The organism is Pseudomonas schmalbachii (genome assembly GCF_017589465.1).
In the GTDB taxonomy this organism is placed as follows: Bacteria; Pseudomonadota; Gammaproteobacteria; order Pseudomonadales; family Pseudomonadaceae; genus Pseudomonas; species Pseudomonas schmalbachii.
On the sequence record NZ_JAELYA010000007.1, the window covers coordinates 1 to 24,191 of the forward strand.

The following is a 24,191-nucleotide window of genomic DNA, read 5'->3' on the forward strand; positions in this document are numbered from 1 at the left end:
AGCCATGATCAAACTCTTCAGTTCAATACTGCTTGGGTTTTGAGAAAACCCTAAACTTGGCTCAGCAATCGCAAAAAACTCTCGAATTCACGAGTGTTACTTGTGATGCTGATAATCTTGCGATCGACCAGTCTTAACTCACAAGCACCCACACGAATTGCTTGATTCAACTTGTTAAAGAGCAGTTGGTTGAGGCCTTCGCTTCAACCGAGGCGCGCATTCTACGCTAACCTCTTCGTCCGTCAAGCCTTATTTTTCGAAATTTTCGTTTCTACTCAATCGCTTGCGCCAAGGAGAAGATCGAACCTTCTCGTCAGCGGGAGGCGCATTCTACAGTGATCAAACTCGCTGTCAAGCCCCTCTCGGCACCTCACCCTCACTTCGCTGCTGCTTAAGTGCTTGATTTTCAAGCTCTTTGCCGGCACCGCCGTGAGAGTGGGGCGCATTATAGGGACTCAAAAAACTTCGTCAACGACTTTCTGAAAGAATTTTCAGAGGCCGATATCCGGGCTCCCGAACTCGCCGACTGGCGCCGCCCTACCCGGCCTGCAGGGTATGCAGGTCGAGCAAGGTGAAATGGCCTGCCTCCAGCCAGCCGCCTGTATCGATGTGGTAGACATTGCCGAGGGCTGCAACCTGCCGGACCGGGGTATGACCGACGATAACCGCCCTCACCCCGGCCACCCCTCGTTCATCCGCAGCGTAGATCCGCTCGCGAGACCACTGGCAAACGACCTTCAATCTCTCCCTGAGTCGCCTTGGCACATCGGGACTCGTCATCACTTCGCACAGATCAGTCCACGACGCCAGCGGGCAATCCGCATGCACCAGGCCGACCGGACCATACTCCGTATCTATCTCGGCAAGCAGCGGAAGACTGCCGAGCCGGGCGGCGATCCGGCGCTGTTCGAAGTCCGGCAACGCCATGAACCAGGCTCCACCATTGCTGCAATACACATCGGGATCGAGGCTATGTTCGAAGGCATGACGGACCGCCATGTCCTCGTGATTCCCCTGGATCGCGAAGAACCATGGCCGGTCCAGCCACTCCAGCGCGCGGATCGACTCCGGCCCGCGGTCCACCAGATCGCCGACTGAAAACAGCCTGTCGCTCTCCGCGACAAATCCAGCCGCATCCAGAGCAGCCTGCAAACGGGTGAAGTGGCCGTGGATATCCCCGACGGCGAAGTCACGCCCCACGAAATTTCGCTCGAAATGCCTGAACACGCTCATGCTGCCGCTCCTCACTCAGCAGCATATGGCAGGTAAAGGTGTGGAGTTCGAATGGCGATGCACGGAGGTCCCTTCAGACCAACGACCTCCTGCGTACCTGCTCGAACTGCAACGCGATGGCGGGAACACCTGCGCCACCATCAGCGGGTGACGCGCGGCGAGCTGAAGATCGAAGCGGCCGTGCGCCGGCTGCAGAGCGAGGGCGTGGAGATCCGCATCCGCCACTATCTGAAGGGCGCCGAACTGCCCCGATCGGCGCTACTGGAACAGCCACCTGGCGACCAGCCGGGTGTATCTCGGCATGATCAGGTAGACCATGGCGAACACCAGAACGACCACCACCAGCAGGCCGAACAGCCAGGGCATGCGCAGCAGGGTGATGTGCTCCTGCAGCGGACGCAGCGCCCAAGGAATCAGCAGGCTCAAGGGATAGATGGCCGACAGGGTGACGAGGAACTGCTTGAACGGCCTGGCACGCAGCGGCGCCAGTCGCGAGGGCGTGAACCAGTACTCCAGCCCCGTCTCGATCTCGCCTTCCTCGACCGATTGCAGCCACGGCCGCGCACGCTCCACCAGTTGCTGGCGGATTGGCGATTCGATCCAGCCGGTGAGGTGCTCGTGGCTGTCGAACCGCAGCAGCACCGAATAGGGAGCGGCCGGGCCGTGTGGGCGGATGATGGCTACACCCATGTTCCCGGGAAAGTGCCGGCAGGCGGCGGCGGTTTCCTTCAGCCAGACTTCGTAGTCTTCCTGATACTGCGGCATCACCTGGTGGCGGATCAGCAGGGCGGCGGCGTCATGCATGGTGCTGTCTCCTAAAGCGGAAATACCGCGCGCAGCCACAGAGTGTCGCCCTCGGCGCGGTTGCGTACGCCGGTTTCCTGGTAGGCCTTGGCGGTGAGGAACCAGCCTTGGCCGCTGTCGTAGCGCACCGAGGGGCCGATGGCGCGGGCGGCGCCCTTGTTGTCGCGGACGGTATGGCCGTCCTGCTCGTCGTCGGTGATCTGCTGGTAGAAGTAGCCGCCCACGCCCACCGTCCAGCCATTGCCGAAGGCCCAGCCTGCCGCGTAGTCGACGATGAATTCGTCGCCCGAGCGGTAGTCGGTGTCGTCGTTGCGCGCGTTGATGCCGTACATGACCTTGGCGTCGGCGTTGAAGCCCTTGGCGTCGATCCAGGAAATCCCGCCGACCAGGTGGGTCGCCCAGTAGTTGCGGCCGATGTTCGCCAGGTCGTCCTTGTCGTACTCGCCGGTCGGCGCGAAGAAGTCGATGGCCGCGACGGTGTGCAGGTTCGCCGAGTGGTGCCAGCCGATGGCCGGGCCGAAAACGATGTCGCCGACGCCGGTGTTGCGTTGCGAGCGTCCGCCGGCGGAAACGTCGAGGGTGACGACCGGCACGATGGTGTGCAGCGCGAGGGTGCCACCCAGCAGTTCCTGCGGGGTGACCCAGATGAAGCGCGGCGCGATGGCGTCGGCGCGGACCTTGAAGCCCGGAACCGGCACGCTGCGGCCGTCGTTGCCCTTCAGGTCGTCGGCGCGGTAGTGCTGCACGTCGAGCATCATGTAGGTGCCCGGCGGCGGCAGCGCGCAGCAGCCGAAGCCGTTGACACCCGGCGCGTAGACGGTTCCGCCGCCCTCGGTGGCCTGGGCGGGAAGCGATGCGGCGAGGCTGGCGAGCAGCAGGCTCGATGCGGTGAAGGTGCAGGCTTTCATTGTTGTTGTCTCCTGACGTTCGATTCGGACGTGCGCAGCCATCCGCCCGACGACGGTCGGGGCGGTGGACGCAGCGATGGTTGGGGTGGATCAGTCGGCGAACAGCGGCGCCATGTCCGTCACCCTGGACGGCGCCAGCAGACGCATGTCGCTGGCCACGGTCAGCGGCGCCAGGCTGCGCAGGAAGCTGGTCCATGCCGGCGAGCGGCGCAGTTGCTGGCGGTGTTCGAGCAGTGCGGCGAGGTTGGCGAAGCGGCGGTAGATCAGCACCTCGTTGAGCGCGCCGGCGATGGAGTTGAAAGTGGCGAACACGCCGTTCAACGCCACCGGATCGTCGCCCAGCGCATGCTGGCGGAACGCGTCCCAGCAGGCCGGCACGCCGCCGGCGGCGAAGCTCAGGGTCGTCTGCTCGATCACGCTGTCGGCGCCGAACAGCGGGCCGTCCGCGGGCAGCCAGTCATGGCCGTTGCCCCAGTGCGGAGTGAGTTCCGGCAGCGGCGCGGGCAGCAGGAACTTGCTCTCCTGGCGCGCAATCAGCGGCCGGATCACCCGGAAATACGGCTGCAGGCGGGCCTGGCCGTAGATGCCGTAGAGCCGCGTGTGCCAGTCCTCGAAGCTGTCGTAGCGATACAGGCTGACGATCTGGTCGGTGGGACCGCTGCGCGTGGCGAACGAACCGATCAGCCGCTCGAAGATCGCGCGCAGGCCATGTTCGCCGCGCTCGCGCTGCGCTTCCCAGAACAGTTCCTCGGCGCCCAGGTGCAGGGTGTAGGCGCGGTATTCGATCAGCATGCCGGTTCTCCCGTTCAGCGCGGCTCGGCGCCGTCGAAGGCGCGTTGCAGCAGGGCACGCAGCGCCTCGCGGTCGAGCGGTCGCGGGTTCGGATAGGGCGCGGCGACGGCCAGCTCGGCGGCGCGCTCCAGGCCATCGGCGGGCATGCCGATCTCACGCAGCGAGCGCGGCACGCCCAGCGCGCGGCCGAGGGCGACCAACCCGGCGACGCCGTCTTCGCTGCCCAGCGCGCGGGCCAGCGCCTGCATCGCCTGCGGCGCTGCCTCGGCGTTGTAGGCCAGGGCGTGCGGCAGCATCACCGTGTGCAGTTCGGCGTGAGGCAGGTTGAAGCTGCCGCCCAGCACGTGGCAGAGCTTGTGGTGTAGGCCCATCTGCACCCGGCCCAGCACCGCGCCGCACAGCCAGGCGCCGTACAGCGCATCGCCGCGCGCATCGAGATCGGACGGATCGCGCTGCAACGCCGGCAACGCGACGGCCAGGGCGCGGATGCCCTCCTCCGCCATCAGCCGGTGCACCGGGCTGGCGTTCTGCGCGTAGAGGCCCTCGGCGGCGTGGGCGATGGCGTTCATGCCACTGGTCACGCTGATCCCCAGGGGCAGCCCGACGCTCAGTTCGGGGTCGTAGATCACCGTGCGCGGGGCGACCTTCCAGTCGCGGCCGGTCTTCTTCTCGCCGTTGGCGGTGATGCCGTACAGCGGCGTCATCTCCGAGCCGGCGTAGGTGGTCGGCAGGGCGAGGATCGGCAGCTCCGACTCCAGGGCGATGGCCTTGGCCAGCCCGATGGTCGAGCCGCCGCCCACCGCCACGCACGCATCGGCGCCGGCTTCGCGGGCCACCTCGATAGCCTTGCGCGCCGACTCCAGCGGCACGTGCATCACCGCGCCGCCGTACACGCCGGCACTGCGGTCGCCGAGCAACGCGGCGATGCGCTCGCCGAGCGCAGTCTGCTCCGGAGTGGTCAGCACCAGTGCGCGGCGCACGCCGAGCGCATCGAGTTCGTCGGCGACCCGCGCGTGGCTGCCGCGGCCGAAGACGACGCGGGAGGCGTGCTCTTCATGGAGAAAGGCCTGGATGGTCATGATCTGTGTTCCTGATGGAGGGGTTCGGCATCAAGCAGGTCGCGCGCATAGCCGATCTCGGCGTCGCGGATACCGTGCTCCACAGCGGGTTCGATATGCAGGTGCACTTCGGCTCCGGCGGATCGGAACAGCGCGGCGCTCTCCTGCACGCTTTCCGGCGGCACGTAGGGGTCGTCGTCCCAGCTCGACAGCAGTACCGGCAGGTCGCGCAGCGCCGGGCGGGCGGTGTCGCGCGGCATCCCCGGCGGGCCGATCAGGCCGCCGGTGAAGGCCACCAGCGCGCGGTAGCGGTTCGGGCTGCGCCAGGCGAATTCGCAGCACAGGCAGCCGCCCTGGGAAAAGCCCATCAGAACCTGCGAAGAGTGGGGGAAGCCCTGCTCGACCAGTTCGGCGGAGAGTATCCCGATGCGCTCCAGGGCCTGGGACAGGCGCGGCTCGTTGACCTCCAGCGGCGCGATGAAGCGCTCCGGATACCAGCTGCCGCCGTCCGCGGTGGGGGCGAACCAGGCCAGGTCGGCGCGGCCGAAGCGCTCGACGACCAACTCGCGCATCAGCTCCGCCGACTGGCCGCGTCCGTGCACGAGGATCACCGCCAGGCGCGCATCGCGCGGCGCGGCGCCGAACACCCGGATGGGCGGTTCGAGGTGTGGGTTGGGTAAAGCCATCGCGATTCTCCGATCTACCTCAGTCAGGCCGCCGCAACCGGCGGCCGCAGGTGCGCACCGTCAGTCGTACTTCAGCGATTCCAGCGAGGCGAGGATTTCCTCGCGCTGATGACGGAACTGCGGCGCGATCATGATTTCCGAGCCGAGGTTCTCGTAGCTCTCGTCGATCAGGAAGGCTTCCGGCTTGGAAACCGTCGCCTCGAACATCGCGCCGCTCGGGGTGCGCACGTAGATCGACTCGAAGTAGCCACGGTCCTTGCGCTCGGAGGTGTCGGTGAAGCCCATGCCTTCGAGGCGCCGCTTGACCAGGTCCTGCACATGATGGTCGGCCACCTGGAAGGCGCAGTGGTGCACGGTGCCCTCCCCGTACGACCAGCTGGCCTGGGGCAGGCGGGATTCCAGGGAGAAATCGACGTACTTGCCGGAGCCGCCCTCGCCGAACTGGAAGCGGGTGAACTTGCCGTCGCGGTCGGTCTCGCTGGCGCTCCAGGCGTCGATCATGAATTCCTGCGAAGACTCCATCGCCGGCGCGTTGACCACGATGGTGTGCAGGCCGCGGATCGCCAGTTCGGCGGGGACCTCGCCGTTGGAATACGGCTTGCGGTCGTCGTCGGCGATGCCGATCAGCTCGTAGGGAATGCCGCAGGGGTGGGCGAAGCTCAGGACCTTCTCGCCAAAGCGTTCGCTGTACTTGACCTCGAAGCCGTGGTCGGCGAGGCGCTTGGCCCAGAAGGCGAGGCTGGAGACCGGCACCGACAGGCTGATGGTGTTGATCTGGCCGTTGCCGCGCTGGCCCTTGCGGCCGAAGTGCGCCACCGGGAAGCAGGTCAGCAGGGTGCTTTCCTCGCCGATGTCGTTGCCGTAATAGAGGTGGTAGAACGGCTTGGAGCCATCGTAGATCAGCGTCTTCTTCACGCTCTTGAGGGACAGGACCTTGGTGTGGAAGTCGTAGTCCTGCTGCGCGGTGCCCACACTCAGGGTGATGTGGTGATGACGCTGAATTGCCGGTGCTGCCTGGTTCATGATGGTTTCCTCATGAATTTATTGTTGTCGAATGCCAAGTCAGGTTGCTGCATTACACGAGGGCTTGGCGGTTTTCCTCAGTGATTGTCGTCGTGGTGGCCGGGAGACATCGCCCGGTCGACCAGATCCCAGATGAAGCGGCCGGAGGGCTCGCGCTGCTCTTCGGCGATATGCGCGACCAGCCCGGCGGCGCGGCTGAGCACGGCGAAACCGCGCATCAGTTGCGGCTCGACACATATATCTCCCAGCAAAGCAGCTACCGCGCCGGTCGCATTGATGGTGATGTGCCGTCCGGCGGCTGCATCGACCTCGGCGGCGAGCATCAGCAGCGCCTCGCAATGCGCGCCGAAGGTGCCGTGCCGGCGGGCCAGGTCGAGCAGCGCGACGGCGCGCGGATCGTCCGGCCGGTGCAGGTGGTGGCCGAAGCCGGGCAGCGCTTCGCGGCGCTCGCGGTATTCGCGGGCGATGCGCTGCGCCACGGTGGCGCCGTCGTCAGCGGCGGCAACGATCTGCCGCAGCAAGCCGGCGGCCGGCTCCATGGTGCCGACGAAGCGGCTGGCCACCGCCAGCAGGCCGGCGGCGACACCGGCCTGGAGGTTTTCCGGCGAGCTGGAGTAGACCATCCGCGCGGCGATCACGCTGGGCGTCATGCCGTGCTCCATCAGCGTCACCAGCACCGCGTCGACGATGGCCAGTTCGGCGGCGCTCGGCCGGCGGCCGAAGGTCTGGCGCATGAACACCTCGACGAAGCTCGCCTTGCCGATCAGGTCGTCGACCAGGCTGGCGTCGCCGTAGTGGATGGCATCCGGGGTGTGGCTGCAGAGGCGGGTCTGCGGCGCGTTGATCTGCTGGGCGCTCATGATGCCTGGCTCGCTTTGAGGATGGCTTCGCGTACCGCCGGCTTGAGGATCTTGGCGACGGCGCTCTGCGGCAGGGTGTCGAAGAAGTGGATGTGCTTGGGCGTCTTCACCGAGCCCAGCTCGCGCTTGACCAGTCCCATCAGTTCGTCGGCGCTGACCTGCATGCCGTTACGCAGGCGCACCGCGGCGTGCACCGCCTCGCCCCACTTGGCATCGGCGATGCCGACCACCGCACAGTCGGCCACCGCCGGGTGCGACGAGAGCACCACCTCGACATCGCTGGGGTACACGTTGAAGCCGCCGGTGATGATCACGTCGCGCAGGCGGTCACGCAGGAACAGGAAGCCGCGCTCGTCGAACACCCCGGCATCGCCGGTGCGCAGCCAGCCGTTCACCAGCGTCTTGCGGGTTTCTTCCTCGGCGTCGAGATAGCCGCCCATCACCAGGTCGCCGCGTACCGCGATCTCACCCTCCTCGCCCGCCGGTAGCGGATTGCCGTCGGCGTCGACGATGGCCACGCGGGTCAGCAGCGAGGGCCGGCCGACGGAGATGAGGTTGTCGCCGTGCATGTCGGATGGCGGCATGAAGGTGATGATCTGCGGCGCCTCGGTCTGCCCGTAGGACGTGCACAGCACCGGGCCGAAGACGGCCTGGGCGGCGCAGATCTGCTCCGGCCGCATCGGCGCGCCGCCGTACACCAGGTAGCGCAGGCTGGAGAGATCGCGCGGCGCGTGGCGCTGCTCCTCGGCCAGCGACTGGATCAGCGTCGGCGGGGCGAAGAAGATCGTCGCCCGGTGCGCGGCGGCCGCATCGAGCAGCGCCGCCGGGCTGCTGCCGTCAGGGAACACCAGCGCCCCGCCGGCGCCGAGCAGCGGCAGCATGTAGGTGCCGGTGCCGTGGGTGATCGGCGCGGCGACCAGGTAGCGGTCGGCCGGGGTCAGGCCGAGTTCGTGGAGTTGCGTGGCGATATTGGTGTTCCACGCCCGCAGCGGCTGGATGACGCCCTTGGGCGTGCCGGTGGTGCCGCCGGTGAACTTGATCGCCTGGGCCCGCTCCAGCGCTACGCCGCCCTGCGAGCGCGGCCCCATCAACAGGTCGATGGCTGCGCCAGCCGGGCGGTTCAGCACATCTATCGATTCCAGGCGCGAAGCAATGCCTTCCAGCCGGCCGAACATTTCCTCGTCCGCCAGCACCAGCGCCGGCCGGGCGAACTCGACGATGCGGCGCAACTCGGGCGTGCCGTTGCGCGGGTTGAGCGGCACCCACACCTTGCCGGCGGCCAGTACCGCGAGCAGCGCGACCAGATGGTCCACGCTGTTGGCCGCGCCGATCCCCACCCGGCTTCCCGGCAGCGGATCGATGGAGGCCAGCGTCGCAGCCCGCGACAGCACCGTGTCGGCCAGTTCGCGGAACGTCAGTATCCCGGACTTGCTGATGATTGCAGGGCGATTTGGGAAGCGTTCGGCCGAGCGCCAGAAGTAATCGATGGGATACATGGAAGGAAACTCCTTCGAAGCAGCGACTGTTGTTGTATCCGCTTCCCTTTCGGAGCGGCTTGAGCAAATGTTCGAACATTCGAACATTCGTGTCAATGCTTTTTCGGCGCGATATGATTCGGCCCAATCTCCCTTGCAGATCGCAGGTCCACGATGCCCGCCCTTCCCCCCTCCCACGACCCCATCGAAGACGCCGTCCTTGGTGCCCCGGCGCCGCGCCACGTCGACCTGGCACGCACCCTGATGCAGGACATCCGCAACGGCCAGCCGCCGATAGGCGGTCTGCTGCCGACGGAAGCCGAGCTCTGCGCGAAATGGGGGTTGAGCCGCTACACAGTGCGCCAGGCGATCCAGAAGCTCTGCGCACTGGGCCTGGTGACCCGCCAGGCGGGGGTCGGCACGCGGGTGGTGGCGAACCGGCCGCAGAGCAAGTACACCCAGTCGATGGATGCGCTGACCGACCTCGCCCGCTACGCGAAGGGAACGACCTTCCAGCTGACCGTCCGCGAACAGATCGAAGCCGGCCCCGACCAGGTCGAACTGCTGCGCTGCGAAGCCGGCACACCCTGGCTGCACCTGGGCGGCGTGCGCCTGAACAGCAACGAAAGCCGCGAGCCCATCGCGCTGGTGGACATCTACGTCGATGCCGCCTTCGCCGACCTGCCGAAGATCGGCAAGCACATGAACGTGCCCGTCTACAACCTGATCGAAGAGCGCTACGGCATCCGCATGACCCGCGTGGAGCAGGAACTGCAGGGCGTGCTGATCGACGGCGCGACCGCCGAAGCCCTGCAGGTGCCCGCCGGCTCGCCGGGGCTGCGCGCCATCCGCACCTACTTCGTCGGCGACCGCGTGGTCGAGGTGACCACCGGCATCCATCCGGCGAGCAGGTTCAGTTACTCCATGACGTTCCAGTTGGAGAGGCCGGCGGGTTGAGCGGGTGGGGAAACCTGCGAAGCCGGCTGCGCCGGGCACCACCGCCTGGGCGCATGAATTCGCCGCCCCTGCCCGGATGCCACTTCGCCGATGGCCACCCCACGTCGTGAAGGACACGCGACCGGAGGACGTCCCGCAGATTCAGGCCAGGCATCGGCGACCTGCCAATGCACGCCGCCATCTTCCAGCCAACCGGAAAACACCAGTCCCTGGTCGTCCATGCATGCGGCAGGCCCGGGACTCCACCCGCCAGAGAGCAAGGAGTCTCGGCACGCCTGACGCCGCACCGACTTTCCTACGCCTCATGCCCAACGAAATCCCTTCAGACATCATCTGACAGGAAGGGCTAATCACAGATAAACGTAGGATATGGCCTTATTGTCTGTAGGACATGTCCTAACCATAGGGCTGGCTGATTCCAGACTCCTCCGCTGAGTAGGTATTTTCGTCAGATTGAATCGTGACGAATGAACAGGCGCCGCCGGAGGTTGTTGTGAGTACAGTCCTGATCGTTGATGACCATCCCGTTATTCGGATGGCGATGCGAGCGCTCCTGGAGAAAGATGGCCACGTGATCGTTGGCGAGACGGACAATGGCGTGGATGCCTTGTCCATGGTGAAGCAGCTCGCGCCGGAACTGGTCATATTGGATATCGGTATTCCCAGGCTGGACGGCATGGAGGTGATCAAGCGTCTCGTGGCGCTCGAGTTGCCGCTGAAGATCCTGGTGCTGAGCGGCCAAAGCGCTTCGCTGTTCGCAGCACGCTGCATCCAGGCCGGTGCCGCCGGTTTTGTCTGCAAGCAGGAGGGGCTGAGCGGGCTTACAGGCGCGGTGAATGCGGTCGTCTCCGGGTACAACTACTTCCCGAGCGCCGTGCTTCACGCCAGCCACGATAACGGCGTGGGCAAAGCCGACCACGATATGATCGAGCGGCTTTCGCACCGGGAGATGACGGTACTCAAGTACCTTGCCAATGGCCACTCCAACAAGGACATCGCCGAGCAGATGTACATCAGCAACAAGACGGTGAGTACCTACAAGACCCGTCTGCTGATGAAGCTCAATGCCCGCTCGCTGGTGGATCTCATCGATTTCGCCAAGCGCAACGCGCTGGTTTGAAGGCGCTCATGAGCTCCGGCAGTTGGCGGTACGTCCTCGGCATCTTTCTGGCTGCCGTTCTGCTGCTGCCCGGAGCCGGCCCGCATGCGGCCACCTCATCCCTTACGCTGCTGGCCCGCTCCACGACGGACAGCTTCGACGTTCATCTGTCCGAATCCGATTGGCAGTGGCTGAGCGCCCGGAAGAGTCTGACCGTTGGCGTCGTCGCTCCGGACTACCCGCCACTCGATATCACGGCCAGCGGGCGTGACCTGGAGGGAATTACCGCGGACTACCTGGGAGTCCTGGGGGCGCGGCTGGGTCTGCTGATCCAGGTTCGGCAGTTTCCTGATACGGACAGCGCCGCCAGAGCCCTGCTCGGCGGCAAGATAGATCTTCTCAGCCGCTCCACCAGGCACATCGCCGAGTTGCCGGGCGTCGCTCTCTCCGTGCCCTACTTCGCCAACCAGACCGTGCTGGTGGGCCGCAAGGAGAGCGATGAGAACGACGCGGAAATGCTTGTGGGCAAGCGAATCGCGCTCGTCGACAGGTACTTTTCACCTGAGGAGATCAGCACCCACTTCCCCCGCTCGACGCTCGTGGTGTTCGACTCCCTGCGCCATGCACTGGAGGCTGTTTCCTTCGGACGGGCGGATGTCTACGTGGGGGATGCCTTCAGTGCCCAGTACCTGATCAGCCAGGACTACCAGCAGAAGCTGAAGATCCTGAACTTCGCCCGGTTTAATGGCGGCGGGTTCGGCTTCGCCCTGAATGCATCCAATACAAGGCTGCTGGATATCCTCGACAAGGCCCTGGGCAGCATTCCCACCCAGACTCGAATGGACATCCAGCGGCGCTGGCAGGCCGGCGTTCTCTACCCCATCGCCGGCCAGGAGTTGAACCTGGCTCCCCGGGAACAGAAATGGCTGAGCCAGCACCCCAGGCCGGTGCTCGTCGTGGACCAGTCCCTCGCACCGGTGACCTTCCTGGACTCCAACCAGCGCCTGCGAGGCATAGTCGCCGACCTGCTGGACCTGATCGCCGCCAGGACCGGGCTGCGCTTCGAGATCCAGCCCGCCACCTCGATTCCGGAAATGCTGCAGCGCGTCCGGCTGGGCCAGGCCAGTGCCATCGCCGCCCTGACCCCGGCGCCCGAGCGCGAGGACATTCTCGAATTCACGCGTCCCTACCTGAGCACTTCGTTCATCGTGGTCGCCAACAAGTCCGACGACAGGATCAACAGCCTCGACGACCTCAAGGGCAGGCGACTGGCCGTGCCACGCGGCACGGTGCTGGTGTCCTACCTCAGGGAGCACTATCCGGAAATCCAGCTGGTGGAGGTGGAGAACAATGCCGACGCCTTCCCGCTGCTCAGCGAGAGGAAGGTGGACGCGGCGGTTCACCTCATGGCCGCGGCGAACTTCCTGATCCCCCGCCACTTCAACGACCTGCGCATCATCGCGACGCTGGATCGCGGCCCCGGGAATTTCTCCTTTGCGGTCTCCCGCTCCGAGCCGGAGCTACTGAGCATCCTGAACAAGGCATTGCTGGCGATCGCCCCCGATGACCAGGCGAAGATCATCAGTCGCTGGTCCAGCGCGACGGAGCCGACCGACAGCATCTGGGAAAGGTATCGGACTCCGCTCTACCGGCTGCTGCTGGCGGCTACGCTGGCGTTGGCGATGTTCATGCTGTGGAACTGGCGGCTGCTGGTCAAAGTGCGCCAGCGGAACCGGGCCGAGAAGGAGTTGAACTACCGCCTGGAATTCAAGCGCGCCTTGATCAATGGCATTCCCCTGCCGGTTGCGGTACGCGACAGGAGTGGGCACCTGTTGACCTGCAATCGCAGCTACCTCGAATTCACCGGCCTGTCCCATGAGAACGCCCGGGGTTCTTCCCTGGCCGACATCGTCTGGCTGGGACCACAGCAGGCGCAGGAACTCCACGACGAATACGCCCGGATCATGAAGCAGGGAAAACCCTTCGCCTGCGATCGCGTCATCGAGATGGATGGGCAGACCCGGGAAGTCTACGACTGGGTCACGCCTTACCGGAGCCCTGGCGGGGAGGTCGTCGGCATGGTCTGCGGGTGGGTCGACGTGACCGAACGCGAACGCCTGCACCACCAGTTGCAGATCGCCAAGGACCAGGCCGAGGCGGCCAGCCGGAGCAAGAGCGCGTTCCTGGCCACCATGAGCCATGAAATCCGCACGCCGCTGAGCGCGGTGATCGGCATGCTGGAGCTGGCGCTGGCCAATACGGCATGTAGCAGATGTCTCGAGCGAAACCCTATCGAAGTCGCCTACGAATCGGCCAAAACCCTGCTGCTTCTCATCGGCGACATCCTCGATGTGGCGAAGATCGAAGCCGGCCGGCTGACGCTGACCCCCGAGCCTACTCGCCTGCGAGACCTGATCGATTCCGTGACGCGGGTCTTCGACGGCCTGGCCAGGCAGAAAGGGCTGCAGCTGAAGCTGGACATGGACCCCCATGCGGACTGCAGCGTTCTTGTCGACCCACTGCGCTTCAAGCAGATCCTGTCGAACCTGGTGAGCAATGCCATCAAGTTCACCGACACGGGAGAAGTCAGGATCCACGTGACCGCCACACCATTGGCCGACGATCGCCTTGAGCTGGAGGTATGCGTCGAGGACACCGGGATCGGCATTGCCCAGCATGACATCGACCAACTGTTCGAACCCTTCATGCAGGCCCGACAAACTGGCCACGCGGCTCGAGGCGGCACGGGCCTGGGTCTGCCCATCTGCCTGCATCTCGCGAAAATGATGGGCGGCCACCTCGGCATCGCGAGCGAGGTCGGTGTGGGTAGCAGGATCTGCGTGAAGCTGGTTCTGCAGGAAGTGGCCCCTGTTCTGGCATCGGCGGAAAGCGCCGCCGTACTACCGGAATCGCCGCAACGCCCCCTCCGCGTGCTGGTCGTGGACGACCACCCGGCCAACCGCATGCTGCTCGCCCAGCAACTCGAACACCTTTCCCATCAGGTCGAGACCGCCGACGATGGCGCCACAGCCCTGCAGGCATGGCATCCGGGAGCTTTCGACCTGGTCATCACGGACTGCAATATGCCGGTGCTCAGCGGCTACGCCCTGGCCGGCAGGATCCGCGAGATCGAACGCGAAGCGGGCATTCCGCCCTGCCTGATATTCGGCCTTACGGCCAATGCCCAGCGCGATGAAATCGATCGCTGCCGCAACGCGGGAATGGATGACTGCCTGTTCAAGCCGATCGGGCTGCAGGCGCTACGGGAACGCCTGGAGCAGATACCGCGAAACGCGGTCGAACCGACGACGCCAGCCGTGGCGCCTCACCAGCCTATCGATGATTCCGAGGCGGTAGTCGTCATGCAGACGCTGGAAGAAATGTGTGGTCATGACACCCGGATGGTCCGGCAACTGCTGCGGCAGTTGCATGACAGCAATCAGGCGGATTCCCAGCAGATTGCCTCCCTGCTGGACGCGGGGGACTGGGAAGGGCTCGCGGACCTCGCCCACCGCATCAAGGGCGCCGCCCGGCTGGTTCGGGCGAAGCTGGTGCAGGATCGTTGTACCGCCCTTGAAACCGCCTGCAAGGATCACGCTCAGGAAAACCTGCTGCGCGATCTGGCCGAACAACTCCTGGAGGCACTGGAGCAGCTGCAGACTCATCTGGCCTCGCTTCTCACAAGTGAGGAAGGCAAGAACCCCCCAGCTGCCAGGTGCAATGAATGCTCCCTCTGAATCCTCGGTCGGGTGTGACGACGGGGGACTTCACCTCGCCGGGAACACTCCGAACAGAAGCCTTCGCACCTCCCGCGAGTCCGGGTCAGTAACGGGCGCCCGGCGAAAGAATTACGAACATCCGTATTGCCCGCCGCAATCAGACAGAAATTTCCCTCTGTATTATTTTTCCTACACCGATAGTTCTTCATTCAGACGAGTCCTACACGTCAATGGACTCTTTCAGACATCAATTTTCCACTCGGCGCAGTAGCATTAATTCCAGAGGCAGTAACTGCCCATACCGAAGTGACTACAAGGAGAGATTCATGAAAGTTTCTATTAAATCGCTGCTGGCCCTGGCCATTATTGCTGCTCCGGGTTTTGCTGCCGCCGCCAATACCATCGTATTCAAGGGCGAAGTAACCGATCAGACTTGCGTGGTCGCTATTGATGGTTCCGCCAACCCCACGGTTCTGCTGGATTCCGCGCCGGTAAGTGACTTTGCCGCAGTAAACGATACCTCCACTCCCACTCCATTCACCGTCAGCCTCACCGGTTGCACTGTGGATGCCGCCAACCCCCAGAACTTCACCACCGAGTTCCTGGCCAACAACGCCACTGCCTCCGGCAACATGCTCAACACCGCTGCTGGTGGAGCTACTGGCGTAGCGCTGCAGTTGCTTGACGCTGTCGGCGGCGCTCAAGTTGACCTGTCCGCAGGCGCAGTCGAGGCCGGCACCATTGTCCTGCCCGCTGGCGATACATCCACCAGCTACCGGTACGAAGTTCAATACGTTTCGGAAGCTGCTGCCGTTACTCCTGGCGCCGTGGAAAGCGCAGTAACTTACGCGGTCCGTTACGAGTAACGTTTTGTTGATGGGGTAACCCACCGACAGGCACAAGGAAGTGCCACTCCTGACATTTATATTTTTTATACGGAAGTGGATCCTGTCCGTTCCAATAGAGCCGGGAAAACCAACTTTCTTTTTGATATTCGACTTAACCACTAAAAGGCAAACATCAACCTGACGAGCAAGTTTTGCCAGGTTCGGGATTATTTTTGCCTTGATCCAGTGGTCACGCAGTGGCTGTAAGGTGTGGATATGCGTCCGATACATGCTTCAGTTTTCGCCAGGTATTTCTTCGCGGCGGGTTTGCTACTGAGTCTGGGAGGTCTGGCGATATCCGCCCATGCCAGTGTGGTCACTGTCGGCACCCGGGTCATCTACCCTGGCGATGCCGCCGAAAAGACCATGCAACTGACCAACCAGGACCCCTTCCCCAATGTCGTCCAGGTCTGGGCAGATGTGAACAGCCCGAACTCGACGCCGGACGACGCCGACGCCCCCTTCCTGATCACTCCTCCCGTGTTCCGCATGGAACCCAGGTCCGGGCAGAGCGTGCGTATCCGTTATGTCGGCGAAGGGCTGCCGCAGGATCGCGAGTCGGTGTTCTACCTGAATTTCCAGCAGATCCCGCCACGCAGCGAGGCGCACAAGTCGCAGAACCAGTTGCTGGTCATGCTGCGCAATCGCCTGAAGCTGTTCTATCGCCCGAGCGGCATCGCCGGCACTCCCGAGAAGGTGCCCGAACAACTGCGCTTCAACCTGGACCGCACTGGCGATGGCTGGCAGGTCATGGTCGACAACCCCAGCGGCTATTACGCCTCCTTCAGCGGCGGCACGCTGCTGGCCGGCGGGCGCGAAGTACCGCTGAAGAACGGCATGGTCGCGCCGAAGTCGCGGATCGGCCTCTGGCATATCGCCAAGAACGCAGCACTGCCCAAGGGGCAAGCCACCATCCGCTGCTCGCTGATCAATGACCACGGCGCGCGGATCGAGATCACCCAACCGATCATGGTGCCGTGATGAACAGCCAGACTCCGCCCGGAGCGGCGGTTCCCTTTGCGGTCGCCCGCCTGGCACTGGCCGTGGCAACGGGCGCCATGCTGATCTGCGGCACCGGATATGCCGCGGAAGGCGGCGAACTGCTCGGCTACAGTTTCGACGACAGCCTGTTGATGGGTACGCCGCTGGGCGGAGGCCGGATTTCCCGCTTCAACCAGCCGAACCAGGTCGACCCCGGCGTCTACAACCTGGACCTGTACGCCAACAACGATTTCATCGCGCGGACGTCCGTCGAATTCCGCCAGGAAACGCCGAACGGGCCGGTAGTGCCGTGTTTCAGCGACAGTTTCCTGCTGAAGAACATCGGCGTGCTTCCCGAAAAACTGGCGAATACGGCCGGTCAGGACGAGCAAGCCGGCAAGCCTGCGAGCGAGCGCACCGTCTGCCGCGCCCTGGAGCAACGCCTGCCAGGGGCCAGCATGCGCCTGGACATCGCACGGCTACGCCTGGACCTGTCGATTCCCCGCGCGTCCATGGATATCAAGCCACGTGGCTATGTCCCCGAGAGCGAGTGGGACAGCGGCAGCAGCATGGCCTTCGCCAACTACGACGCCAGTTTCTACCGCTCGGACTACAGCAGCAGCGGCTACTCGAGCACCTCGGACTATGGCTACCTGGGCCTGAACTCGGGGATCAACCTGGGGTTGTGGCGCCTGCGCAACCAGTCCAGCTACCGCTATTCCGACGCCGGCTACGGCAGCGATACCGAATGGGATTCCATTCGTACCTACGCCCAGCGCGCCCTGCCCGGGCTGCGCAGCGAGCTGACCCTGGGCGACAGCTACACCTCGGGCAACCTGATCGGCAGCATGGCCTTCCGTGGCGTCCAACTGGCCAGCGACGAACGCATGCTGCCGGACGCGTGGCGCAACTACGCGCCGGAGATTCGCGGCGTGGCGACCACCAACGCGCGCGTGGTGGTCAGCCAGAACGGCCAGAAGGTGTACGAAACCAGCGTGCCGCCGGGCCCCTTCGTGATCAACGACCTCAACGCCACCAACTCTTTGGGCGACCTTGATGTTGAGGTGATCGAGGCCGACGGCACCCGTTCGACCTTCACCGTGCCGTTCTCCTCGGTGCCCACCTCGATGCGCCCGGGACAATCGCGCTACAGCGTTTCCCTCGGCCAGGCCCGCTACTATGGCGACGGCAACGACCTGTTCGGCGACGTCACCTACGAGCGCGGCCTGACCAACAGCATCACCCTCAATACCGGTGCGCGCGTCGCCGAAGATTATCTCGCGGTGCTCGGCGGCGGTGTGCTGGCCACGCGCTGGGGCGCCTTCGGCCTGAATTCCACCTATTCCACCGCCGAGGTGGAGGACGGCAAGCGCGAGCAGGGCTGGCGCCTGGGGCTTGATTACAGCCGGACCTTCCAGCCGACCAACACCACCCTGACGCTGGCCGGTTACCGTTATTCCACCGAGGGCTTCCGCGATCTCACCGACGTGCTCGGTGCCCGTGCGGCCGAATCGGACGGCACCACCTGGGACTCGGCCAGCTACCGCCAGCGCAACCAGTTCACCCTGATGGTCAACCAGCAACTGGGCGGTTACGGCAACCTCTACCTGTCCGGTTCCAGCAGCGACTACTATGACGGCAAGAGCCGGGACAACCAGTTGCAGTTCGGCTATTCCAACACCTGGCGCAACCTCAGCTACACCCTGTCCTACACCAAGCAGAAGACTACCCGTTACGACGATCGCTCGGACGATCCACGCTTGCCGCCTGACTTCGATCGCCACGACAGGGATAGCGGCACCAACAACAACACCCTGACCCTTAGCCTGTCGATGCCGCTCGGCTCCAGTTCTCGGGCGCCCTATCTGAGTTCGTCGGTTTCACAGCGCTCCGGCGACACCCAGGGCACCAGCTACCAGGCTGGCCTGAACGGTTCGCTCGGCGATACCCAGCCGCTCAGCTATGGGCTCAGCGCCAGCCGCGACAGCGAAGGCAACGGTACCGACTGGAGCGGCAACCTGCAGAAGCAGATGCCTTCCGTGACCCTGGGCGGCTCCTATTCCCAGGGCCGCGACTACTGGCAAGCCAGCGCCAGCGCCCGTGGTGCGGCGGTCGTGCATGGCGGCGGACTCACCCTCGGCCCGTACCTGGGCGACACCTTCGCCCTGGTCGAGGCGAAAGGCGCCAAGGGCGCCAACGTGCGCGGCGGCCAGGGTTCGCGTATCGATGGCTCCGGCTACGCCGTGGTGCCCTGGCTCAATCCTTATCACTACAACTCCATCGGCCTCGACCCGCAGGGCATCGATGCCCAGGCCGAGCTGCTGGAAACCGAGCGCAAGGTCGCGCCCTATGCCGGCGCCACGCTGAAGGTGGCATTCAAGACCCTCTCCGGCCACGCCATGCTGATCCGGGGACGCCAAGCAGATGGCTCGCCGCTGCCGCTGGGCGCCAACGTGCTGGACGAACAGGGCGCCAGCATCGGCATGGTCGGCCAGGGCGGCCAGGTCTATGCACGCGCCGAAGCCGACAAGGGGCGCCTGACCGTGCAGTGGGGCGATGGTGCTGGCGAACAGTGCCAGTTGCCCTACGACCTGAAGGGCCAGGATGGCGACAAAGCACTTATACGCCTAGAAGCAACCTGCTCGGCCGTTCGCTGAGAGCGGGGAGGATTTTCCATGTCGATGTTCAGAGGCTCCACTCCGCAACTGCTGGCGGTCGGAGCGGGGATTTACGTTGCATGCCTGGGAGCATCCCCGGTATGGGCGAACTGCTACAAGGTGCAGAGCACTTCCAATAGCCCGAGCAGCTCCCAGATTCGCCCGGTGGATGGGAAGGCCGCCACATGGGAAGGCGCCTACGATGCAAACCGTGGCCCGGTCGGCTTGCCCAATGTGATCAACCTGCTGGACCCGGCGCTGCAGCCTTATCCCGCGCTGTTGGCCAGTTCGGTAGTTCCATTGACCACCTATGGACAACCGGGCGGATACGACCCTGAACAGGTCCTGCTGCGCTGCGCGCAGAACGATCAGGTCATCGAGCAATATGCGACCAATGGCGACAACTACTGGGGTGGTTATGGCGGTAGCTCTTATACCGGCGACACCCTCGGCAACAGCCTCGGCTTGACAGGGGCGATGCGTACGCCCTGGCCCAACGTGCTGCTCAAACTGACCAACGTCACCACTGGAGACGTGCTCAGTTATATCTGGAAGGGCCGTGTGCTCACGGGACTGGATATCGAACAGCCCGGGCGGCCGGACGGCCAGCAATACAAGCTGGTCAAGGCGAAGAACCTCAGCACCATACGCCTGGAGCTGTACAGTGCCCCCACCGAGGTCGGTGGCCCGGGGTTCGTCTACAGCGCGGGAACCATGAGCCAGATACAGGGCTACAACCAGCCCGCTGGATACATATCCCTGGCTGGCCCGGGTTTCTACAGCGACATGCGGGGGCTTAACCACCTCAATTACTACGACGGATGGTATGGGGCGTGGCCGGGCAACATCTCGCTCTACAACCAGGTCACCCTCAAGCGCTATCCGACCTGCGCGGTCACCACGGTCACGCCCACCGTGCTGTTCCCCACCGTGACCGTCAACGAACTGAACTCCGGTGGCTCCCGCACAGAACCGTTCCAGATCCAGTTCAGGTGCCAGACAGCAGCCACCTCGGGTACTGCGCAGAACAATACGGCAATGGGTATCAAGGCTTCTGCGGGAGCACTTGCGGCCGCCCCAGGTCTGGGGCTGCAGAATGTCAGTGGCGGCCTGACCTACCTGCTCTCGGATCGCTACGGCCAGCCGGGCATGGCGAATGGCGTGGGCATCCGCATCCTGCGCAATGGCAGCCCGATCAACCTGCTCCCCGACGAGAACTCGTCCACCGGCGCGGCCACCGCCAACCAGAAGGGCTGGTACGGCGTGCTTGCCGGCGCCCAGCAGAAAACCGCCACGATGTCGGGGATCGACCACTACACCGAGACTTTCTCGGCCACGCTGGAAAAACTGCAGTCGGGCACCCAGCCAGAAGTCACGCCTGGCAAGGTGGAGGCGACGGCGCAGGTAGTCATCCGTGTCCAGTAGAGCCCTCGTCCTGCTCGGCCTGCTGCTGGTGCTGGCCGGGCAAGGCGCCTGGGCCGGCGTCACGGCGGAGCGCACCCGGGTGATCGTTCCCGAAGGTGTACGGGAAGTCTCGCTGCTGCTGGCCAACGTCAACGAATATCCCGTGGTGACACAGACCTGGATCGACGACGGCAGCCTGGACTCCACACCGGACAAGGCCGTCGCTCCCCTCATGCCGTTGCCGGCGATGTTCCGCATGGAGCCCGGCGAGCGGCGCAGCCTGCGCCTGCTGTTCACCGGCGGGGATCTGCCCGCTGACCGCGAATCCCTGTTCTGGCTGAACATCTACGAGATTCCACCCAAGCCGAAGGGACCGCTGCCACCGGAAAGCTCCAGACTGACCGTGACCATGCGCACCCAGATGAAAGTCTTCTACCGGCCGAAGCACCTCGAGCCGTCGTCCGAGGAGGCCATCTCCAGGCTGGGCTTCTCTCTGCAACAGAAGGCCGGCAAGCCGCTGCTACGGATAAACAATCCCACGCCCTACCATGTCACCCTGGTCGGCCTGGAGTTGCGCAACGGTGCAACCAGCCAATCGGCTGCCGGAGACATGCTCGCCCCCTTCTCCCAACTGGATGTCCCGCTCACGGAAGCACTGCCAGGCAAGGGTACGCAGGTGGTTTTCAGCTGGATCGACGATGACGGTATCAATCAACAGCGCCAGATCCGCATCCCCTGAAATCAGCCTGCCGCAACGGCAACGACCTGCCTGGCGGCGCCTCCTCAAGAACATTCGCCGCCAGGCTCTGCACGAGAAGTCGCAGGGCGAGGGTCAGGCTGGAGCTGGCGTCCCCGACAGGAATCGGTGAGGAAGCGAAGTCTTGAGCATTACTCGCTCCGCTCGCTCTCCGGGCCGCGCCCTGCGCATCCACGAACTGGCAATCATCTATCTCATCCAGTTCAGCGCTCACGAAAGTTTCACGTATCCGACTCTTGGTCCGAGTTGGAAATGATCTTGCCTGCCCTGTCAGGATATCGATCAGGCCATATATTCTCGGGAACAGTACTGATTCGGCGCGCAATGGCAGCCTCGATAGAGGGATAGTTCGTATATTTGACGCTGCAAACGGTACTGGCAGCCAAACCCAACTCCTGCGCAAGCGCCATCAACGTTATCCGCCGCTCACGCAATCCTCTCTTCACGATCTTCCATGAAATCTCTGGATCAATTCTTTTGGGTTCCAGTTTCTTCACGCTCTTACCTCAAATGCGCCTTCAGGCACCTGTAAACAAGAGCCCGATAGATCATGTTTCAAACAGCCCCGCTGCCAAAGATGAACTCCGCGCCGTCCACGCGAGCGAGAAACTTGCGGTCAAACGGGCACCAATCAATCGACACGAGAATTACTGCCATCCATTGAAAACCCAACCTGACCGACTGCCGACGCCCTGGAAACCTTAAACAAGAGAATAGGACCTGGCCATCTCAAGCAATTCGGCCATGGATTGCACATCCAGTTTCCTCTCCATGTTTCTCTTGTGGGCGCTCACTGTCTTGATACTGATACCCAGCGCATCTGAAATATGTCTATACGATGCCCCACCCGCCAGAAGCCTCAGAATGGCCGCCTCACGACTGGTAATCGGCAGAACATACTCATTTATGGATTTCCCGCTATTTACAACCAGCCTCCCCACCAGATTGGGAAACACGCTATAGCCCGAGATAGCTGCGAAAATGGCACTCTTCAACTGATCCAGTCCGCATTGTTTGCAGACGAATCCAGCTGCCCCGGCCTGGATACAGCGCAATGCCAACCCTCCCCCGCTCTCTCCGGTGAACACAAGCACATCCAGTGGTCGTTTCAGGGATGCCAGCCTGTGCAGCACATCCAGGCCTTCCAGGCTCGATATCGCCGGCTCCAGTATGACGAGATCCGGCTTCAGGCTCTCCGCCATGGCCAGCGCATCCCGGCCATTGGATGCCTCTCCCACCACTTCGTGCCCCATGCCCTCTACCAATTCACGAATAGCTAGGCATACGAGGGGCTGATCATCAACTACGAGAACTTTCCTCACGGAATCCTCCTGACAGAAGCGATGGTTGTTTTAATTGTGGCCTTGCAAGATAACCACCTCATGAAGCCTGTCGATATCACCTGCACCCGATATCACCTTCACAGGAACGGTCCTACAGGGTAAACGTCCATTTCCTACGTTAAATAAAAAATATCGTCATTCGGCCCACACAAAATTCGCCAACTGTCCTCACCACACCCAAGTAGGAAAGCTCGATCTGTCTCTATCCATCGACATTTTGGATAGGCTGAATCACAAACTCATCCCACGTACTCAGAAAAATCCCTGTTAAGAAAAGTTGTAAGGTCATGTAAGAAAAATGCAGTCATAGGCCGCGTGTACCTATTCATCGCGGCGATGTTTCTGCCGCTAACAAAGGGGGGGGGAAGTCGAAGGCCTCGATCACACGGACCTGGCTAATCGCCGGATGGCGGAGGTTCGGTACTACGCGCCGCTGGCCTGGCCGGCATTGCTGCGAAGCTCGACCGCGAAATGCCCGGCTACGACCAGTGAGCCCGACGCCTCTCTCCGGCCGGAGAGGGGCCTTTCGATAACAACAAGAGAGACACCTGATGCAACACGAACGCGCCCGCTTCACCCACATGGAAGACGGCACCGCCGAGGACTGGGCCATCATCAGCCGCGAATTCCGCGCCAACTACGGCCCCTACCTGCCGGACCGTATCCTCGCCCACCTGAAACTGCTGGAAGGCGATTGCGGCGGCTTCGCCGTGACCGCCTGACCCACTCCTGCAGACCGCCACCCGCGCCTGGGAAGATGGCAAGGACGAGGAATACGTAGTCTGCGCGCTGCTGCACGATATCGGCGACACGCTGGGCTCCTACAACCACCCGGACATCGCCGCCGCCATCCTCAAACCCTTCGTCAGCGAAGAGAACCTGTGGATGGTGCTGAACCACGGCATCTTCCAGAGCTATTACTTCTTCCACCTGATCGGCAAGGACCACGACCTGCACGAGCAATTCCGCGGCGATCCGAACTTCGAGCGCACCGTGGAGTTCTGCGCCAAATACGACGCGCCCGCATTCGACCCGGAGTATCCGACCAAACCGCTGGAGTTCTTCGAACCCATGCTGCGCCGGGCGTTTGCTGAGCCGAAGCGTTCGATGTATACGCCGGCCAGGAGCGCTTGAGTCACTGGAGCAGAATGCCCCTAACAGTTGATCGTCACCCAGGTCGAAGCCAGCGGCAACGGCAAGACGACCGGGGTGTCGGTGTGCTGCGTGATCATGACGCCGGAGAAGAGTCTTCAGTCACGACGATAGGTGTAAGCGCTCCTCCCCCAGATGCTGATTGTTGAGCCCGCCGCGCAGATAGGCATACCCGGCGGTGGAGAGATCGTAGTGCTCGAAGTTGAATCGGTTAAGCTGACTTCCTCTAAGCCATGCCCATGTGTTGCCAACCAGGTGTCCCGCGACGTTCCTCACCATCCACGGGGCCGTAAACCAATACGTCGCAAAAAGCCATTTCAAGAACACGTTGTGCCCTTATGTCACCACCAGCGACGCGAGAACAAAACGTGTCGCCCCCATTAGCAATGGTTCAAG

19 protein-coding genes and 2 pseudogenes are annotated in these 24,191 nt (G+C 63.5%); 10 read left to right on the plus strand and 11 right to left on the minus strand.

Annotated elements, in window-relative coordinates; all coding sequences use genetic code 11:
- Positions 1–537: 537 nt before the first annotated feature.
- Complete coding sequence (locus JFY56_RS17455) at positions 538–1,233, minus strand: metallophosphoesterase (protein ID WP_208315214.1); 696 nt, start codon at positions 1,231–1,233, stop codon at positions 538–540.
- A gap of 117 nt (positions 1,234–1,350) precedes the next feature.
- Between JFY56_RS17455 and JFY56_RS17460 the strand changes: the two are divergent.
- Positions 1,351–1,482: pseudogene (locus JFY56_RS17460) on the plus strand (MFS transporter); the annotation flags it as partial.
- 9 nt (positions 1,483–1,491) lie between these two features.
- Here the strand turns inward: JFY56_RS17460 and JFY56_RS17465 are convergent.
- The 8 genes from JFY56_RS17465 to JFY56_RS17500 form a co-directional block, all read right to left on the minus strand.
- Complete coding sequence (locus JFY56_RS17465) at positions 1,492–2,037, minus strand: antibiotic biosynthesis monooxygenase (protein ID WP_208315624.1); 546 nt, start codon at positions 2,035–2,037, stop codon at positions 1,492–1,494.
- An 11-nt stretch (positions 2,038–2,048) separates the two neighbouring features.
- Entirely contained in the window at positions 2,049–2,945 is an 897-nt protein-coding gene (locus tag JFY56_RS17470) for a SphA family protein (RefSeq protein WP_208315215.1), read from the minus strand.
- A 90-nt stretch (positions 2,946–3,035) separates the two neighbouring features.
- On the minus strand, positions 3,036–3,737 hold the full coding sequence (locus tag JFY56_RS17475; RefSeq protein WP_208315216.1) for an NIPSNAP family protein: 702 nt from the start codon (positions 3,735–3,737) through the stop codon (positions 3,036–3,038).
- A gap of 14 nt (positions 3,738–3,751) precedes the next feature.
- A complete protein-coding gene (locus JFY56_RS17480) occupies positions 3,752–4,816 on the minus strand; it encodes a maleylacetate reductase (RefSeq protein WP_208315217.1) in 1,065 nt (354 codons plus the stop codon).
- On the minus strand, positions 4,813–5,481 hold the full coding sequence (locus JFY56_RS17485; RefSeq protein WP_208315218.1) for an alpha/beta hydrolase: 669 nt from the start codon (positions 5,479–5,481) through the stop codon (positions 4,813–4,815). The genes JFY56_RS17480 and JFY56_RS17485 overlap by 4 nt, the downstream gene beginning before the upstream one ends.
- 60 nt (positions 5,482–5,541) lie before the next feature.
- Positions 5,542–6,504, minus strand: a complete 963-nt coding sequence (locus JFY56_RS17490) for a VOC family protein (protein WP_208315219.1) — start codon at positions 6,502–6,504, stop codon at positions 5,542–5,544.
- 77 nt (positions 6,505–6,581) lie between these two features.
- The gene (locus tag JFY56_RS17495) at positions 6,582–7,364 is read right to left on the minus strand and encodes a citryl-CoA lyase (protein ID WP_208315220.1); all 783 of its coding nucleotides are present in this window, start codon (positions 7,362–7,364) and stop codon (positions 6,582–6,584) included.
- Positions 7,361–8,860, minus strand: coding sequence for a class I adenylate-forming enzyme family protein (locus JFY56_RS17500; RefSeq protein WP_208315221.1), 1,500 nt, complete (start codon positions 8,858–8,860; stop codon positions 7,361–7,363). The genes JFY56_RS17495 and JFY56_RS17500 overlap by 4 nt, the downstream gene beginning before the upstream one ends.
- A 153-nt stretch (positions 8,861–9,013) precedes the next feature.
- Between JFY56_RS17500 and JFY56_RS17505 the strand changes: the two genes are divergently transcribed.
- From JFY56_RS17505 to JFY56_RS17540, 8 genes are all read left to right on the plus strand, one after another.
- Positions 9,014–9,796, plus strand: coding sequence for a GntR family transcriptional regulator (locus JFY56_RS17505; protein ID WP_208315222.1), 783 nt, complete (start codon positions 9,014–9,016; stop codon positions 9,794–9,796).
- Between the two features lie 493 nt (positions 9,797–10,289).
- Complete coding sequence (locus tag JFY56_RS17510; protein ID WP_208315223.1) at positions 10,290–10,916, plus strand: response regulator; 627 nt, start codon at positions 10,290–10,292, stop codon at positions 10,914–10,916.
- A gap of 8 nt (positions 10,917–10,924) precedes the next feature.
- Positions 10,925–14,632 carry a transporter substrate-binding domain-containing protein gene (locus JFY56_RS17515; RefSeq protein WP_208315224.1) on the plus strand — a complete coding sequence of 1,236 codons (3,708 nt, stop codon included), beginning with the start codon at positions 10,925–10,927 and terminating at the stop codon, positions 14,630–14,632.
- A gap of 308 nt (positions 14,633–14,940) precedes the next feature.
- Positions 14,941–15,480: a fimbrial protein gene (locus JFY56_RS17520; RefSeq protein WP_208315225.1), complete on the plus strand. Its 540-nt coding sequence runs from the start codon at positions 14,941–14,943 to the stop codon at positions 15,478–15,480.
- A gap of 237 nt (positions 15,481–15,717) precedes the next feature.
- On the plus strand, positions 15,718–16,482 hold the full coding sequence (locus JFY56_RS17525) for a fimbrial biogenesis chaperone (RefSeq protein WP_268968876.1): 765 nt from the start codon (positions 15,718–15,720) through the stop codon (positions 16,480–16,482).
- Entirely contained in the window at positions 16,482–19,139 is a 2,658-nt protein-coding gene (locus JFY56_RS17530; RefSeq protein ID WP_408004426.1) for a fimbria/pilus outer membrane usher protein, read from the plus strand. The genes JFY56_RS17525 and JFY56_RS17530 overlap by 1 nt, the downstream gene beginning before the upstream one ends.
- An 18-nt stretch (positions 19,140–19,157) precedes the next feature.
- Positions 19,158–20,564 carry a fimbrial protein gene (locus JFY56_RS17535; protein ID WP_408004427.1) on the plus strand — a complete coding sequence of 469 codons (1,407 nt, stop codon included), beginning with the start codon at positions 19,158–19,160 and terminating at the stop codon, positions 20,562–20,564.
- A complete protein-coding gene (locus JFY56_RS17540; protein ID WP_208315226.1) occupies positions 20,554–21,282 on the plus strand; it encodes a fimbrial biogenesis chaperone in 729 nt (242 codons plus the stop codon). Before JFY56_RS17535 ends, JFY56_RS17540 begins: the two co-directional genes overlap by 11 nt.
- Positions 21,283–21,521: 239 nt before the next feature.
- Here JFY56_RS17540 and JFY56_RS17545 read toward each other — a convergent pair whose 3' ends face one another.
- Both JFY56_RS17545 and JFY56_RS24630 read right to left on the minus strand, forming a co-directional pair.
- Positions 21,522–21,797 (minus strand): helix-turn-helix domain-containing protein, encoded by a 276-nt coding sequence (locus tag JFY56_RS17545; protein WP_208315227.1) that lies wholly within the window; start codon positions 21,795–21,797, stop codon positions 21,522–21,524.
- A gap of 204 nt (positions 21,798–22,001) precedes the next feature.
- The gene (locus JFY56_RS24630) at positions 22,002–22,622 is read right to left on the minus strand and encodes a response regulator (RefSeq protein WP_208315228.1); all 621 of its coding nucleotides are present in this window, start codon (positions 22,620–22,622) and stop codon (positions 22,002–22,004) included.
- Between the two features lie 572 nt (positions 22,623–23,194).
- Here JFY56_RS24630 and JFY56_RS17555 point away from each other — a divergent pair.
- Positions 23,195–23,777 (plus strand): annotated as a pseudogene (locus JFY56_RS17555) (HD domain-containing protein).
- The last annotated feature ends 414 nt before the right edge of the window (positions 23,778–24,191 follow it).

Coding starts and splice junctions, on each gene's coding strand:
- JFY56_RS17455 (WP_208315214.1), bottom strand. CDS start 1,233: ATGAGCGTGTTCAGGCATTTCGAGCGAAATTTCGTGGGGCGTGACTTC.
- JFY56_RS17465 (WP_208315624.1), bottom strand. CDS start 2,037: ATGCATGACGCCGCCGCCCTGCTGATCCGCCACCAGGTGATGCCGCAG.
- JFY56_RS17470 (WP_208315215.1), bottom strand. CDS start 2,945: ATGAAAGCCTGCACCTTCACCGCATCGAGCCTGCTGCTCGCCAGCCTC.
- JFY56_RS17475 (WP_208315216.1), bottom strand. CDS start 3,737: ATGCTGATCGAATACCGCGCCTACACCCTGCACCTGGGCGCCGAGGAA.
- JFY56_RS17480 (WP_208315217.1), bottom strand. CDS start 4,816: ATGACCATCCAGGCCTTTCTCCATGAAGAGCACGCCTCCCGCGTCGTC.
- JFY56_RS17485 (WP_208315218.1), bottom strand. CDS start 5,481: ATGGCTTTACCCAACCCACACCTCGAACCGCCCATCCGGGTGTTCGGC.
- JFY56_RS17490 (WP_208315219.1), bottom strand. CDS start 6,504: ATGAACCAGGCAGCACCGGCAATTCAGCGTCATCACCACATCACCCTG.
- JFY56_RS17495 (WP_208315220.1), bottom strand. CDS start 7,364: ATGAGCGCCCAGCAGATCAACGCGCCGCAGACCCGCCTCTGCAGCCAC.
- JFY56_RS17500 (WP_208315221.1), bottom strand. CDS start 8,860: ATGTATCCCATCGATTACTTCTGGCGCTCGGCCGAACGCTTCCCAAAT.
- JFY56_RS17505 (WP_208315222.1), top strand. CDS start 9,014: ATGCCCGCCCTTCCCCCCTCCCACGACCCCATCGAAGACGCCGTCCTT.
- JFY56_RS17515 (WP_208315224.1), top strand. CDS start 10,925: ATGAGCTCCGGCAGTTGGCGGTACGTCCTCGGCATCTTTCTGGCTGCC.
- JFY56_RS17520 (WP_208315225.1), top strand. CDS start 14,941: ATGAAAGTTTCTATTAAATCGCTGCTGGCCCTGGCCATTATTGCTGCT.
- JFY56_RS17525 (WP_268968876.1), top strand. CDS start 15,718: ATGCGTCCGATACATGCTTCAGTTTTCGCCAGGTATTTCTTCGCGGCG.
- JFY56_RS17530 (WP_408004426.1), top strand. CDS start 16,482: ATGAACAGCCAGACTCCGCCCGGAGCGGCGGTTCCCTTTGCGGTCGCC.
- JFY56_RS17535 (WP_408004427.1), top strand. CDS start 19,158: ATGTCGATGTTCAGAGGCTCCACTCCGCAACTGCTGGCGGTCGGAGCG.